The sequence below is a fragment of the Actinoplanes sp. NPDC048967 genome, from assembly GCF_040649415.1.
Classification (GTDB): domain Bacteria; phylum Actinomycetota; class Actinomycetes; order Mycobacteriales; family Micromonosporaceae; genus Actinoplanes.
Genome location: NZ_JBEZFL010000011.1, coordinates 1 through 13,059 on the forward strand (window position 1 = coordinate 1; position 13,059 = coordinate 13,059).

Annotated in this window: 14 protein-coding genes and 2 tRNA genes; 6 read left to right on the forward strand and 10 right to left on the reverse strand. The window is 68.1% G+C overall.

The genetic code is table 11. From position 1 onward, the window contains the following. Positions 1 to 643: 643 nt before the first annotated feature. Positions 644 to 859, forward strand: coding sequence for a hypothetical protein (locus AB0C12_RS36310; RefSeq protein WP_360554844.1), 216 nt, complete (start codon positions 644 to 646; stop codon positions 857 to 859). 1,185 nt (positions 860 to 2,044) lie between these two features. Here AB0C12_RS36310 and AB0C12_RS36315 read toward each other — a convergent pair. The 7 genes from AB0C12_RS36315 to AB0C12_RS36345 all read right to left on the reverse strand — a co-directional run bounded on the left by AB0C12_RS36315 (position 2,045) and on the right by AB0C12_RS36345 (position 8,107). After that, the gene (locus AB0C12_RS36315; protein WP_360554845.1) at positions 2,045 to 2,842 is read right to left on the reverse strand and encodes a carbon-nitrogen hydrolase family protein; all 798 of its coding nucleotides are present in this window, start codon (positions 2,840 to 2,842) and stop codon (positions 2,045 to 2,047) included. Positions 2,843 to 2,969: 127 nt separating this feature from the next. After that, a complete protein-coding gene (locus AB0C12_RS36320) occupies positions 2,970 to 3,503 on the reverse strand; it encodes a GNAT family N-acetyltransferase (RefSeq protein WP_360554847.1) in 534 nt (177 codons plus the stop codon). Between the two features lie 110 nt (positions 3,504 to 3,613). Further along, positions 3,614 to 4,906 (reverse strand): ATP-dependent Clp protease ATP-binding subunit ClpX, encoded by a 1,293-nt coding sequence (gene clpX, locus AB0C12_RS36325; protein WP_125811422.1) that lies wholly within the window; start codon positions 4,904 to 4,906, stop codon positions 3,614 to 3,616. A 226-nt stretch (positions 4,907 to 5,132) separates the two neighbouring features. Further along, entirely contained in the window at positions 5,133 to 5,795 is a 663-nt protein-coding gene (locus AB0C12_RS36330; protein WP_360554848.1) for an ATP-dependent Clp protease proteolytic subunit, read from the reverse strand. Between the two features lie 11 nt (positions 5,796 to 5,806). Beyond that, a complete protein-coding gene (locus AB0C12_RS36335) occupies positions 5,807 to 6,439 on the reverse strand; it encodes an ATP-dependent Clp protease proteolytic subunit (RefSeq protein ID WP_212989817.1) in 633 nt (210 codons plus the stop codon). Positions 6,440 to 6,644: 205 nt separating this feature from the next. Further along, positions 6,645 to 7,994: a trigger factor gene (gene tig / locus AB0C12_RS36340; protein ID WP_360554850.1), complete on the reverse strand. Its 1,350-nt coding sequence runs from the start codon at positions 7,992 to 7,994 to the stop codon at positions 6,645 to 6,647. A 39-nt stretch (positions 7,995 to 8,033) separates the two neighbouring features. Continuing rightward, positions 8,034 to 8,107: transfer RNA gene (locus AB0C12_RS36345), tRNA-Pro, on the reverse strand. Between the two features lie 141 nt (positions 8,108 to 8,248). On the opposite strand from AB0C12_RS36345, the gene AB0C12_RS36350 reads away from it, so the two are divergent. The 4 genes from AB0C12_RS36350 (at position 8,249) to AB0C12_RS36365 (ending at position 10,900) form a co-directional block, all read left to right on the forward strand. Continuing rightward, positions 8,249 to 8,319: transfer RNA gene (locus AB0C12_RS36350), tRNA-Gly, on the forward strand. A gap of 672 nt (positions 8,320 to 8,991) precedes the next feature. Continuing rightward, positions 8,992 to 9,534 carry a hypothetical protein gene (locus AB0C12_RS36355; protein WP_360554852.1) on the forward strand — a complete coding sequence of 181 codons (543 nt, stop codon included), beginning with the start codon at positions 8,992 to 8,994 and terminating at the stop codon, positions 9,532 to 9,534. A 36-nt stretch (positions 9,535 to 9,570) separates the two neighbouring features. Then, positions 9,571 to 10,350 (forward strand): hypothetical protein, encoded by a 780-nt coding sequence (locus tag AB0C12_RS36360; RefSeq protein ID WP_360554853.1) that lies wholly within the window; start codon positions 9,571 to 9,573, stop codon positions 10,348 to 10,350. Between the two features lie 73 nt (positions 10,351 to 10,423). After that, positions 10,424 to 10,900 carry a cyclic nucleotide-binding domain-containing protein gene (locus AB0C12_RS36365; protein WP_360554855.1) on the forward strand — a complete coding sequence of 159 codons (477 nt, stop codon included), beginning with the start codon at positions 10,424 to 10,426 and terminating at the stop codon, positions 10,898 to 10,900. Here AB0C12_RS36365 and AB0C12_RS36370 read toward each other — a convergent pair. After that, on the reverse strand, positions 10,821 to 11,672 hold the full coding sequence (locus AB0C12_RS36370; RefSeq protein ID WP_360554857.1) for a hypothetical protein: 852 nt from the start codon (positions 11,670 to 11,672) through the stop codon (positions 10,821 to 10,823). The two genes, AB0C12_RS36365 and AB0C12_RS36370, sit on opposite strands and share 80 nt — an antisense overlap. A gap of 41 nt (positions 11,673 to 11,713) precedes the next feature. On the opposite strand from AB0C12_RS36370, the gene AB0C12_RS36375 reads away from it, so the two are divergent. After that, on the forward strand, positions 11,714 to 12,172 hold the full coding sequence (locus tag AB0C12_RS36375) for a hypothetical protein (protein ID WP_360554858.1): 459 nt from the start codon (positions 11,714 to 11,716) through the stop codon (positions 12,170 to 12,172). Between the two features lie 39 nt (positions 12,173 to 12,211). Here the strand turns inward: AB0C12_RS36375 and AB0C12_RS36380 are convergent, their stop codons facing one another. Continuing rightward, a complete protein-coding gene (locus AB0C12_RS36380) occupies positions 12,212 to 12,739 on the reverse strand; it encodes an SRPBCC domain-containing protein (RefSeq protein ID WP_360554859.1) in 528 nt (175 codons plus the stop codon). After that, positions 12,736 to 13,056 carry a metalloregulator ArsR/SmtB family transcription factor gene (locus tag AB0C12_RS36385; RefSeq protein WP_360554861.1) on the reverse strand — a complete coding sequence of 107 codons (321 nt, stop codon included), beginning with the start codon at positions 13,054 to 13,056 and terminating at the stop codon, positions 12,736 to 12,738. Before AB0C12_RS36385 ends, AB0C12_RS36380 begins: the two co-directional genes overlap by 4 nt. Between the last annotated feature and the right edge of the window lie 3 nt (positions 13,057 to 13,059).

Consider the following 13,059-nt stretch of genomic DNA (forward strand, 5'->3'; position numbering starts at 1 on the left):
CTGAGCCAGGATCAAACTCTCCAACAAAATCTGTGGAAAATCATCCCAGCAACAATCAAAAACTTGCTGCCAGAAGAACCCCCAACCCCACAAAAGGGCCGAGGCATTACTCATGGCACTGGCTTATCTAGCACCCTGTTGAGTTCTCAAAGAACAACCACACACCGAACCACGTTCCTACCGGAACCCGTTTCGGGGCAACCGCTCAAACTTACCCGGTCGGCTTCGCCAGCGCAAGACCTGAGTCTTGGAAGATCCGAAGACCTTCGTGGCACCGCCCGAATGGTTCCCGCGCTGACGCTCACCCCAGAAGGTGTGAGTGTCGTCGGGTGGCCTTGCAGACCGGCCGATGATCGCTTAGCGATCCATCCGCCCGGCTCCTGCCGGCTGTTGTACTTTACCCGGTCGGTCTCGCTGGCGCAACTCCGGTTTCCCGGTCTGGCCTGCATCGCCCGGTGCTGTCGGTAAGCATAGCGCCTTCCTTCAGCTGCCCCCAAGTTACCGCCGGATCGGTCACTTTCGTGCCGTTCCGTCCGGGTTCCCCTCGGGCAGAGAGAAAGTTACGCGACGCCCCACCCGAAACGCAAATCGACGGGAGTGCCCATCCCGCCATCAGATGCGACACCGTGCCAGAGTGGCAGTCATGGCCCATCCCCCGGTGCTCGCCGCCGACGCGTTGTTCAATCTGTTGGCGCCGCTGACACAGGTGATCATCGGCGTTCTGGTGCTGGCCGCGGTGGTCGTCTCGGTGCACCGGCTGGTCCAGCGTGGACCGACCCGGATGGGCGGAGCGATGCTGCTCATCGGCGGTGCGCTGGTCTGCGTCGCGGTCCTGAGCTACCTGGTCCAAGCCTTCTGACCGTCCTGGACGAAGGCCTCGATGAGCTCGCGTCGCGCGGACGAGGGCCGGCATGCCCGAGCCGGAGCGGCCGTCGTCCACAGCTGGTGAGAATCGGCGAAGCTGAGCCGGAACAACGCGAGCTTGGCATGGTGAGGTTCGCGCTGAACCCCAGCCGCGGTTCCGGCCGCCGATCTGGTCTGCGGCTCGACCGGTCACCCGCCAGGAGTGCCGGGGCGACGCTAATGCGGGTCTCGCCAGGCCGAGGGTGTCGGTGCTCAGGCCCTTGCAGGCGGCGGTCTCAAACCCCAGGAAGTCACGGTCCACCTGCCGCCCCGCCGGACCGACGGGGTCGAACAGCCGCCCACAAGAAGGCGCAGTCCCAGCATGCCGCCTCTCTCTAGGAGCTGGGGTCCAACGGCGACCCCATCAGGGACGACCGGTCCTGCAATCACCTGGTAGGAGCACCGGGGCAGCACTCGCCCACTCACGTCCGAGGGTCCACAGATCGGCCGCCACAACTTGCGGGTCCAGCAAATTGCTCGCGTGAGTGCTTGAGCAGGACCGGTCCGCCTGGACTGACGTTCTGAGAAACGCCCGACGGGCGCCGGCGCAGCACTCGCCTACCGACATCCGAGGGCCCAGCGAAGGCCCGGAGGGAGTTGGAGCAGCAGGTACCCCCCGGCATCTACAGGTTCGGCAATCGCCGGCCGGGGCTCGCGGTCCCGGCACACCCGACGGGAACGCTGGGACACCCCTGCCTCCCGGCATCCGAGGATCCATCAATGCGCGTCGGTCCAGCAATCTTCCGGCAAAGTGGCGCGTCCCGCGACCACCCGCCGGTACGCCTGGTCAGCAATCTTCCGTAGGCACGGGCGGGTCCAGCGGTCGCTCATAAGCAGCGGCTCCCTGACCCCGGTCGGGTGAGTTCAAGGGGCAGCGCCGCCGTATTCGAGGGGTAGGACAGCCATCGTCAAAACCACTACTTGGGATTGCGGCGGTGACCTGCCGGCTGCCGCGAACCGGCATACGAATGCGGAGTAAAGGATCCGATCCAGACACCGATGAATCCTCGGCAGCCGATTGAGCAGGCACGATGCTCATCGACCGGCAGAGCTCGGCCGCATGACTGTCAATCCCGCGAACCCGGCGACGTACCACCGATCCCGAGCTTCGAGACCCATGATCGCCGAGGAGGCCGGGCGCTCAGAGCCGGCGGTTGGCCAGGCTTGGCAGCTCGGTCCGGATCTCATTGAGGCGTTCCAGGTCGAGGTCTGCCGTCACGATGCCCACCGTGTCCGGCGCCTGGGCCACCACCGTCCCCCACGGGTCGATGATCATGCTGCGGCCGAAGCACGTACGGCCGGGGTCGTGGTCGCCGATCTGGCCGGCCGCCACCACATAGCACTGGTTCTCGATCGCCCGGGCGCGCAGCAGCACCTCCCAGTGGTCGCGTCCGGTGTGCATCATGAACGCCGCCGGCACGATGATCACCTTGGCTTCGCCCTGCACTGCCAGACGCCGGTACAGCTCCGGGAAACGCAGGTCGTAGCAGATCGACAGGCCCGTCCGGACCCCTTCGATGTCGGTCACCACGGTTTCCCCGCCGGGCGCCACCGAGCGGGATTCCTGGTAGGACACCCGGCCGGGGATCTCCACGTCGTACAGGTGGATCTTGCGGTAGGTCGCCGCGAGCTCGCCCGTCCGGTTGAAGATCAGCGAGGTGTTGTAGGTGCGGTCCGGGTCCGGGCCGGCCTCGTGGAACGAGCCCGCGTGCACCCAGATGCCCAGCTCGCGGGCCGCGCCGGCGAAGAACGCGGCGAACTCGCCGTCGATCGGCTCGGGCTTGGGCAGGCCGGCGGACCGGCCGAGGTAGTCGACGTATTCGGGCAGGACCGCCAGGTCCGCGCCGGCCGCGGCCGCGCGGCCCAGCAAATCGCGGGCGACGGCCAGATTGGCCGCCCGATCGTCGCGAGCATTGAGCTGGCAAACGGCGACACGCATGACTGCAAGGGTACGGCGCAGAGCCCCATCCCGCGGGCCACGGATATCAGTGGCCGGACGGCATCAGCAGCACCTCGGCCCCCACGGGTGCACACCCGGCGGCGAGGAAAGCCCGCAACCTCGACGCTCAGTGGCCGTGTGGCATCAGCAGCACCTCGGCGCCCACGGGTGCGTAACCGGCGGCGAGGAAGGCCCTCAGGCTCGACGCGTTGCCGGGTGCGACCTGGGCCCAGACCGGGCGGCCCTCGGGCACGACGTGGCGCGCCGCCGCGGCCAGGGCTCGGCCTACTCCCCCGTTGCGGGCGCCGGGCTCGACCTCGACCGCGGCCTCCCACCGCCCGCCCAGCCCCCGGCCGAGGACCAGCATCCCCGGCCCGCACGTCCAGACCCGCACCTCGGTGCGGTAGCGGCGGGCGCGCACCACCCGGGGGTGGTTGCTGTCCTCGATCAGGGAGAGCTCGACTGAGGGCGGTCCGGCCGCGGGCGGGGCCAGCAGCACCGCGTCGATGTTGCCGGCCGAGAGGCGCAGCCGTTCTTCGAGCGCGCCGAGGAACGTCGCGGACAGCGGCATGGACAGGTCGTCGCCGGTGCCGAGGTATGAGTCGAGCCAGAACCGGTCGATGGCGGCGGCCACGACGACGTGACCCGGAAACGACACCACCGCCGCCCGCTGGGGCGACGGTGGTGGTACCAGCTCGAGCCAGGGATCGGCCGGGAGTCGTTCGTGGTGCTCGATCCCGGCCAGGATCTCCGGCAGTCCGTGCTGAGCGGTCAGGCCGACTTCTCCTCGCGCTCGCGGCGGGCGCGCCGGCCCACGAACTCGCGCGGGACGATCGTCGGGATGACGTTCTCCACCACGACCTCGCGGGTGATGAGCACCCGGGCCGCGTCGGGGTTGCTCGGGACCTCGTACATGACCGTCTGGAGGACTTCCTCCATGATCGCGCGGAGGCCGCGGGCGCCGGTGCCACGCAGCATCGCCTGGTCGGCGATCGCCTCGAGGGCGCCCGTGTCGAACTCCAGCTCCACGCCGTCCAGCTCGAAGAGACGCTGGTACTGCTTCACGTACGCGTTGCGGGGCTCGGTGAGGATCTTGATCAGCGCTTCACGGTCGAGGTTGCGGACCGTGGTGATCACCGGGAGGCGGCCGATGAACTCGGGGATCAGCCCGAACTTCAGCATGTCCTCCGGCATCACCTTGCTGAAGATGTCGTCGGTGTTGCGCTCGGAGACCGACCGCAGGTGCGCACCGAAGCCGACACCGCCCTGACCGACCCGCGACTCGATGATCCGGTCCAGGCCGGCGAACGCGCCACCCACGATGAACAGCACGTTGGTGGTGTCGATCTGGATGAACTCCTGGTGCGGGTGCTTACGGCCGCCCTGCGGCGGGACGTTCGCGACCGTGCCCTCGAGGATCTTCAGCAGGGCCTGCTGCACACCCTCGCCGGAGACGTCCCGGGTGATCGACGGGTTCTCGCTCTTGCGGGCGATCTTGTCGACCTCGTCGATGTAGATGATGCCCTGCTCGGCCCGCTTGACGTCGTAGTCGGCGGCCTGAATGAGCTTGAGCAGGATGTTCTCCACATCCTCGCCCACGTAGCCCGCCTCGGTCAGAGCCGTGGCGTCCGCGATGGCGAACGGCACGTTGAGCATCCGGGCCAGCGTCTGCGCCAGGTGGGTCTTACCGCAGCCGGTGGGGCCGATGAGCATGATGTTGGACTTGGCCACCTCGACGTCGCTGCCACCCCCGGGCGCGCCGGCCGACTCGGCCTGAATCCGCTTGTAGTGGTTGTAGACAGCTACCGAGAGGGCCTTCTTGGCCTGCTCCTGCCCCACCACGTAGGTGTCGAGGAACTGGCAGATCTCCATCGGCTTGGGAAGCTCTTCCCACTTCACCTCGCCGGTTTCGGCCAGCTCTTCCTCAATGATCTCGTTGCAGAGGTCGATGCACTCGTCGCAGATGTAGACACCAGGGCCCGCGATGAGCTTCTTGACCTGCTTCTGGGACTTCCCACAGAAGGAGCACTTCAGTAGGTCGCCACCGTCGCCGATCCGTGCCACCTACGTTCTCCCTGCGCTCATCGGCCGGCTGCTGCCGGCCCCTGGCCTGAGGATGAATTTCCTCGTTGCCGAACCACGTCCTACAGAGTTCATCGTCTGCCGGCCCGCGTTACTGAGGTTGCTGGCTTGACGTTACCCGCTGTGGGGCCGTTCTCCGACCCCCCAAAACGGGCGTGTCAGGGGTCAGTCAGTCTAGCGTGAGCCGACCGACCCCCGACACCGCGTGTCAGCTGCCCGCGCCGACGCCCTGCAGGCTCTTCTTACGGGTGGCCAGAACCGTGTCGACCAAGCCGTACTCCTTGGCCTCGGCCGCGGTCATGATCTTGTCGCGGTCGACGTCCTTGCGGACCTGGTCGGTGGTGCGGCCGGAGTGGCGGGAGATCATCTCCTCCATCTGGCTGCGCATCCGCAGGATCTCGCGGGCCTGGATCTCGATGTCCGAGCCCTGGCCGTAGCCGCCCTCGGTGGCCGGCTGGTGGATGATGATCCGCGAGTGCGGGAGCGCCATCCGCTTGCCGGGGGTGCCACCGGCCAGCAGCACCGCGGCTGCGCTGGCCGCCTGGCCCAGGCAGACCGTGCTGATGTCCGGGCGGACGTACTGCATGGTGTCGTAGATCGCCGTCATGGCGGTGAACGAGCCACCGGGCGAGTTGATGTACATCAGGATGTCGCGGTCCGGGTCGGCGCTCTCCAGCGTCAGCAACTGGGCCATCACGTCGTTGGCCGACGCGTCGTCCACCTGCACGCCGAGGAAGATGATCCGGTCCTCGAACATCTTGTTGTACGGGTTCGACTCCTTCACGCCGTACGACGTGCGCTCGACGAACGAGGGCAGGACGTAGCGGTTGTGCACCGGAGCGAACCCGGAGGGCATGGTCAGGTCAGTCATGGTGCAGCTCCTCAGTTCAGCGTTCCGGCGCCCTCGGGAACCTGAGTGGCCCCGGTGATCACCTTGTCGATGAAGCCGTAGTTCTTCGCCTCCTCGGCCGTGAACCAGCGGTCCCGGTCGGAGTCGGCCTCGATCTGCGCCTGGTCCTGGCCGGTGTGGAAAGACACCCGCTCCTGGAACATGCGCTTGGTGTAGAGCATCTGCTCGGCCTGGATGGCGATGTCGGCGGCGGTGCCGCCCATGCCGCCCGACGGCTGGTGCATCATGATCCGCGCGTGCGGGAGCGCGTAGCGCTTGCCCTTGGTGCCGGCGCAGAGCAGCAACTGACCCATCGACGCGGCCATGCCCATGGCCACGGTGGAGACGTCGTTGTCGATGAACTGCATCGTGTCGTAGATCGCCATGCCGGAGTACACCGAACCACCCGGCGAGTTGATCCAGAGATTGATGTCGCGGTCCGGGTCCTCCGCGGAGAGCAGGAGCAACTGCGCGCAGATGCGATTGGCAACCTGGTCGGTCACTTCGCTGCCGAGGAAGATGATCCGCTCCCGCAGCAGGCGGTTGTAGACCGAGTCGTCGAGGTTGCCACTGATGGAGTCACCACCACGCAGGGTGGGGCTCGCAGGGATGTGCAGATCGGTCATGGCAGCCCTTCACAGCTGACTGTGTCGGCCGAGCTATCCGGCCGGCAGGTTGTCCGTCGTACGACCAACCTAACCGGTCGCATGCGCATCAGCTTCCCGCTCGGGCAGGTGTTCGCTGACAGCGCATCAGCTCCCGCCGTACCCGGAAAAAGAGCGGCCGCCGCGCGCCGGAAGCGACGCGCGGCGGCCGGTCCATGGCACCAGCTCAGTGGTTGTGACCGGCGTGCTCGTCCTCGGAGGCCTCGCGGAGGTCGTCGAGGGTGAGCGTGTTGCCGGCGGAGTCGTTCATCGTGACCCGCTCCATCACGCTGGCCAGAGCCTTGCCGCGGCGCACGTCGCCGAAGACGGCCGCGGCCGCCCCCGACTGGACGAGCTGGTCGTAGTACTGCTGCGGCTGCATCTGGGCGCGCTGGGCGCGGTGCACGATCTCGTGCCCGAACTCGTCGTCGGAGACCTGGATGTCCTCGGCGTCCGCGATGGTGTCGAGCAGCAGCTGGATCCGGACGCCCTCGGTGGCCGCCTCGGTCAGCTCGGTGTCGATCTGCTCCTCGGTCTTCTCCTCGGAGGTCAGGTAGTCCTCCAGGGTGGCGCCGATGCGCTCGAGCTGGTCGGTCATGGCCTGCTTGCGGCCCTCGACCTCATCCTTGACGATGCCCTCGGGAGCGGGGATCTCGGCGGCCTCGACGAGCTGCTTGAGCGCCTCGTCGCGGGCGGCGTAGATCTGCTCGACCTTCTTGACCTTGCCGAGCCGCTCACGCAGGTCGTTCTTCAGCTCGTCCAGGGTGTCGAACTCGCTGGCCAGCTGGGCGAACTCGTCGTCGATCTCGGGCAGCTGCTTGTCCTTGACCGAGTTGACCTTGACCGACACCTCGGCGTCGCGGCCGGCGAAGTCGCCGCCGACGAGCTGGGTGGTGAAGGTGGCGTCGGCGCCGGCGACCAGGCCGACCAGGACCTCGTCGAGGCCCGGGAGCAGCTGCTTGCTGCCGACCTCGTGCGAGATGTTCGTCGCGGAGCCGCCGGGCACCTCCTCGCCGTCGACCGTCGCGCGCAGGTCGAGCTGGACGTAGTCGCCCTCCTCGGCCGGGCGGTCCACGGTCTTGAGGGTGGCGAAACGCTCCCGCAGGCCGTTGATCTGCTCGTCGATCTCGTTGTCACCGATCTCCACGGCCGGCACCGTGACGGAGATGCCGGACAGGTCGGGAATCGAGATCTCCGGCCGGACGTCGACCTCGGCGGTGAACTTCAGCGGCTCGTTGTCGGCGAACTCGGTGATCTCCACCTCGGGCCGGCCCAGCGTCTTGACGTCGTGCTCGCGCACCGCGGCGAGGATCTGCTGCGGGATGGCCTCCTGGACGGCCTCGTTGAGGACCGTGCCCCGGCCGACGCGCTGGTCGATGACCGCGGCGGGGATCTTGCCCCGGCGGAAGCCGGGGATCTGGACCTGAGAACCGATTTCGCGGTACGCCTTCAGCAGGCTGGGCTTCAGCTCGTCGAACGGCACCTCGATGGCGAGCCGCACCCGAGTCGGACTCAGAGTCTCGACGGTGCTCTTCACAGGCGTACTCCTTGATGGATCTCTTCGATGTTGGTGAAGTCGGGGTGGCGGGATTTGAACCCACGGCCCCTCGCTCCCAAAGCGAGTGCGCTACCAAGCTGCGCCACACCCCGTGGCGACGGCAAGTGTATGCGGTCCGCCGCGTGTCGTGTGCCGCGGCGTCACCCGGGTGCGCCACGCGGGGGATATCGGGTTCGCATGCCGCGACGGCATTCAGTAGTGTGGGGCACGCGCGGCACCGTGGTGCGGCGCATGCGGGCGTAGCTCAATGGTAGAGCCTCAGTCTTCCAAACTGATTACGCGAGTTCGATTCTCGTCGCCCGCTCAGAGCACAAAGGCCCAGGTCAGAGGCGGTTTCCTCGACCTGGGCCTCTGCCGTTCCGCGCCCCTGGGTGATCTTGCGAGGCGCTGGCGGCCAGGAGTTCAGAGTTCGGGTCGCTCCTCCTCCGGCCGCCGGCCTTCTTGCCCTTGGCCGCCTTCTTGCCGGGCTGCTTGGCGATCCGGCGGTCCATCGCCGAGGCGATCTCACGGTCTCGCTCGCTCGTCGCGTGTTGATTGATGAGCGCGGCGCGCATGGTCGAGTGGCCCATCCGGGGCAGCAACTCCCGGGTGCGCGCGTCCGACAACACGGGAGCGCGTGTTCCCGGTGCACCGGAGGGCGGATGCCCAACCTTCATTCAGCAAGCGAGTCGAGTAGACGCTGAACCTCTTCCGCGATCAGCAAGCGAGTCGAGTAGACGCTGAACCTCTTCCGCGAATGGAAGCGCAACCGGTGCCTGCGCCGGTCCGTGGGCGTCCGGGTCGAGGAAGACAGGTACGACGAAATGCTCTGAGCGACTGGCGAGTGCTCGAACCAGCGGCAACTACAAGGTTGTCGAGCTTGTAGATGGCATCTGAAGGCGCTGGATGAAGTACCGCTGCATACCAGGGGTCACCCTCAGCATCGAACCCGTGTGGGGTCGTTGAGCAGAGTCGCCGGGGCTGCGATCATCCGGCGATGGGGATCTGGTCCTTCGGCGGCGAGCAGTACGAGATCATCTCGATGTACAGCCTCCCCGACGATGCCTGGCACTACGAGCTGACCGGGCTGACCGGACCTCCCGCCGCAAGGCCGTACCTGGCCGTCGACATCCCCGACGCGACGCCGGGCGGCGCCTTCACGCCCCAGCCGGCTCAACACGTCGTGGTCCATGCCGGTGGCGGCGTCCTGCCCCGGCTCGTCCTGACGAGGTTGATCGACCAGCTGGACTCCAGCGGTGACCTGGTCGACGAGGAGCGCGACCGGTCAGCCGAGGCAACAGCCCTCCCGTTGACACTCAACACCTGGTCACACGAGAGCACGCAGTTCGTGGTCAACCAGTTCCACTACGGCGTCCGGATCCCCGACGCCTCGCCGGAGGGCGGACCCTTCGTCCCGTTGCCGGCCGACCACGTGACGATGACCATGCACGGCCGCTGGACACTTCCCTGGCCGGTTTTCCGGCGCTTCCTCGATGCCGTCCAGGCCGCCGGAGACATCGTGGTACCGGACCGGCCCTGACGATCGGCGCTGGGTGGTCGCCCATACTTGGCGGCTATGGGGGTCGAGGCGTACGTGTACTGCCGTTGCTGGCAGGACGGGCTGGCCGTACCGCCGCCGGTCGGACCGGTCGGCTTCGACGAGGATGGCCGGCTCGGTCTGGTGGAGCCGTGGGACCTCAGCAACGCCAATGAGCACGGCGCCGTCGAGGAGTGGCTGCGGCACGGCTGCCCGCACAAGGACATGGAATTCGCGAGCGAAGCGCTCGGTGCGTGGTTCGGCGTGCGGATCTTCCAGCAGGCCCTGCTGGAGGCGGACGGTTCCGCGTTCCCCACACTGCTCAGATACCTGCCGGAGACCAACGACGGTGGCATCCCCGCCGCGGAGGTGCCCAGCGTCCTGGCCGAGCTGGACCACTTCGAGCACCACGCCCGGCTGCCGGATCAGATCGTCCTGGTCGACGAGGCGACCGGCGACGCGCTGTACAGCTACATCGAGAACTATGGCGGGCTGTTCGCCTGGGGGCACTACAACCTGGGGATCGGCCCGGACGGATTCTTCGTTGTCGACCGCCGGGTGGATCCGCCGGTCACGGTGTTCCGGGCGGGCCGCTTCGAACAGCGGGCGCTGCCCGGTGGTGAGCTGGAGCTCTCCGGCGACGGGCAGACGGTGCGATTGGCGACGACGCCGATCGCGAATTACCTGCCGGTGCCGCCGCAGCGGCTCGCCGTACAGGTCCGGGCGCGCTCGGCGGCGGACTTCGCCCGCATGGTGGGGACGCTGCGACGGTTGTGCGCCGCGTCGCTGGCCACCGGAAATCCGGTGAACTGGGTCTGACGGGCCTTTGGACCCGGCGGGACCCGACGGGTGGCCCTCCCGCCGGTGTCGTCGCCCGCGGTGTGCTGGGCTCATGTTCACCACCGTCGAGATGCTGGCCGACCAGCCGTTCCTGGCCGGGCTCACCGAGCATCAGCTCGGGCTGCTCGCCCCGTTGACCAGCCGGTCGATGTTCCACGCCGGAAACCGGATCTTCGGCCAGGGCACGCCCGCCGAGCAGTTCTGGCTGATCACCGGCGGCCGGGTGTACCTGGACGCCGAGGTGCCCGGTTACGACAACTTCGTGTTGGAGACGCTCAAGCCCGGGGCCGTGCTCGGGTGGTCGTGGCTGTTCCCGCCGTACCGGTGGCATTTCGGGGCTGTCGCGACCAGCACCGCGCACACGCTGACCTTCAACGGGCCCCTGGTCCGGGCCCTGTGCCAGCGGGACCCGGCGCTGGGTTTCGAGCTCACCAGCCGCTTCCTGCTGGTCATGGGTGAGCGTCTCCAGTCGGCCCGGAGCCGGCTGCAGGACTGCCGGCGGGCGGCCGGTCACCGGAACGACGTGTGACGGCGAGCAAATTCAAGATCAACGCGTACGCGGCCGCGCTGACCAGCAGGGCGATGGTGGCGGACCGGCCCCAGTCCCCCACCGGTACGGGCGGGCCCTCCCAGACGTCGGCGGACAGCCCGGCCAGGGCGATCGCTGTGCCCGCCGCCACGAAGGGGACCGCCCACAGCAGCCACGGCCAGGCGTCGAACTCGTCGTCCTGGACCAGCCCGGTCAGGGTGGTCGCGCACCAGAAGAGCAGGAACAGAACCAGGAGCGGCCATCGGCCTTTCCGGAGGCGCCGGCTGCTGTCGATCAGGATGCCGACGCCGACTCCGGCCGCGGCGTACAGGGGGAAGGCCGCCAGCTCGCGGAGCAGTACCCGCATCAGGATCGGGTCGTCGACCGCCGGGAAGGCGGTGGGCCGGACGCTCTCCAGCGCCGCCGCCAGCGGGAAGGCGGTGGCGACCGTCACACCGGCCAGGACGACGCCGAGCCCCACGGCCATCGCCAGAGCAACCGCGTGCCGGTGCCGGCGGCTCAGCGCGATCCCGCCGAGCAGGGCCAGCAGCTGGCCGCAGAGCACGCCGGAGGTGTACCGGAAGATGCGCCGGGTCTGCACCCACTCCAGCTGCTGACCGTCTCCCTGCGGGTCGAAATTGACCCAGTACTCGTAATAGCCGGTGTTGAACGGCATCGCCGCCCAGGCCAGAACGGCCGCGACCGGCACGCACCAGACCGCCGGGTGGCTCACCACGCGGCGCAGCGTGGTGGCATCGATCACTGTCGGCATTCCTGGAGACTGTCAACCGCAGTCAACCCGAGGAGTGGGCGTTGGGATACACGCTGGAAGCGTTCATCGGCGATCCCGGCGTTCTGCGGCCGGTGGTGGACCGATGGCCGGTCGCCGCTCTGGTGCCGTTGAGCGCCGGACTTTCGCTGATCCCCATGACCGACGAGCTGTTCGACGCGGCCGGCGGCGGTCCGACGAGCGAGGCGCTCGGTTTCTGGAAGCTGCCGGCAAACTTCGAGCCGGAGCGGGTCGGCGGGGCTGTCGCTTATGTCGAAGCCGAGTTCTTCGGCGGCGTAGGGACCCAGCGTGCGGCCCTGTGGACAGGTGGCCGGCTGGCGCTGGGGCCATTGTTCGTCGGCGAGGACGAGCACTTCGCTCTCGCGGGAAGCCCCATCTCGCAGGTGCTGGCCCGGCTGGGGGCCGGCCGAGACGGTCACCACGACGAGTTCGACGCGATCGGGCTGGGGCGGCACAGGCATACCGAGGACTGGCTCAGCTGACGATGCCGGCCCAGCGCGCGGGCCGGCATCGCCTGGTCACTAGCGGCCGCTCAGCGCCGTACCTGTCTCCAGGACCGACTTGAGGTCGCTGAGCACCCAGGCCCAGCCGCCGCCACCCGCCTCGTCGAGCGGGGAACCCGCGACCATCGTCGCGGTGGCCGGGGCACCGGCCATCTCGTGGGTGACCGTCAGGCGGCAGACGCCGGGCTGGGACTTCAGCTCTTCGATCAGGTACGTCAGCGTCGTGTACGGCTCCGCGGCCGTCGCCGGGTCCATCAGCATCCGCCAGGTCTGCACCAGCAGCCGGGGCGGGTCGCTCTCCACGACCTCGCCGTCGACGATGCGGTCCGGGATCGGGAAGCCGTTCTGCTTGCCGAACTCGCGCATCTCGTCGGTGGCGTCCGAGTGGTATTCACCGCCCGGCTCGAGGTCGAAGTGGGCCGGGGCGGCGTAGCCGTATTTCACGGTCCACTCCGGGTCGGTGATCGCGGTCCAGATCTTCTCCGGCGTGGCCTTGATCCACACGCGGTAGACCTGGGTCGGCGGGGCGTTCGTCCCGATGGTCATGTCTCGTCCTCCAGCGCGTTCTTGAGATCGACGAGCGCCGTCACGTGACGCTCGGTGTACTTGTCGATCCAGCGGTCGTGGATCAGCCGGATCGGCACCGGATTGAGGAAGTGCAACTTCTCCCGGCCTGCGCGGCGGACCACGACCAGCCCCGCCTCCTCGAGCACCTTGAGGTGCTTGGCCACGCCGAAGCGGGTCATCTCCACCTCGGACTCGAGCTCGGTGAGCGTGCGGCCCTCGCGGGTGAAGAGCAGGTCGAGCAGGAAGCGACGGGTCGGGTCGGCCAGCGCCTTGAACACCCTGTCGTCGTCCGTCATGAC

Excerpts from the sequence above, each read along its gene's own strand:
- AB0C12_RS36355 (WP_360554852.1), top strand. The coding sequence starts at position 8,992 with ATGGGGATCTGGTCCTTCGGCGGCGAGCAGTACGAGATCATCTCGATG.
- AB0C12_RS36315 (WP_360554845.1), bottom strand. The coding sequence starts at position 2,842 with ATGCGTGTCGCCGTTTGCCAGCTCAATGCTCGCGACGATCGGGCGGCC.
- AB0C12_RS36370 (WP_360554857.1), bottom strand. The coding sequence starts at position 11,672 with ATGCCGACAGTGATCGATGCCACCACGCTGCGCCGCGTGGTGAGCCAC.
- AB0C12_RS36335 (WP_212989817.1), bottom strand. The coding sequence starts at position 6,439 with ATGACCGATCTGCACATCCCTGCGAGCCCCACCCTGCGTGGTGGTGAC.
- AB0C12_RS36385 (WP_360554861.1), bottom strand. The coding sequence starts at position 13,056 with ATGACGGACGACGACAGGGTGTTCAAGGCGCTGGCCGACCCGACCCGT.
- AB0C12_RS36365 (WP_360554855.1), top strand. The coding sequence starts at position 10,424 with ATGTTCACCACCGTCGAGATGCTGGCCGACCAGCCGTTCCTGGCCGGG.
- AB0C12_RS36310 (WP_360554844.1), top strand. The coding sequence starts at position 644 with ATGGCCCATCCCCCGGTGCTCGCCGCCGACGCGTTGTTCAATCTGTTG.
- AB0C12_RS36360 (WP_360554853.1), top strand. The coding sequence starts at position 9,571 with ATGGGGGTCGAGGCGTACGTGTACTGCCGTTGCTGGCAGGACGGGCTG.
- AB0C12_RS36330 (WP_360554848.1), bottom strand. The coding sequence starts at position 5,795 with ATGACTGACCTGACCATGCCCTCCGGGTTCGCTCCGGTGCACAACCGC.
- AB0C12_RS36380 (WP_360554859.1), bottom strand. The coding sequence starts at position 12,739 with ATGACCATCGGGACGAACGCCCCGCCGACCCAGGTCTACCGCGTGTGG.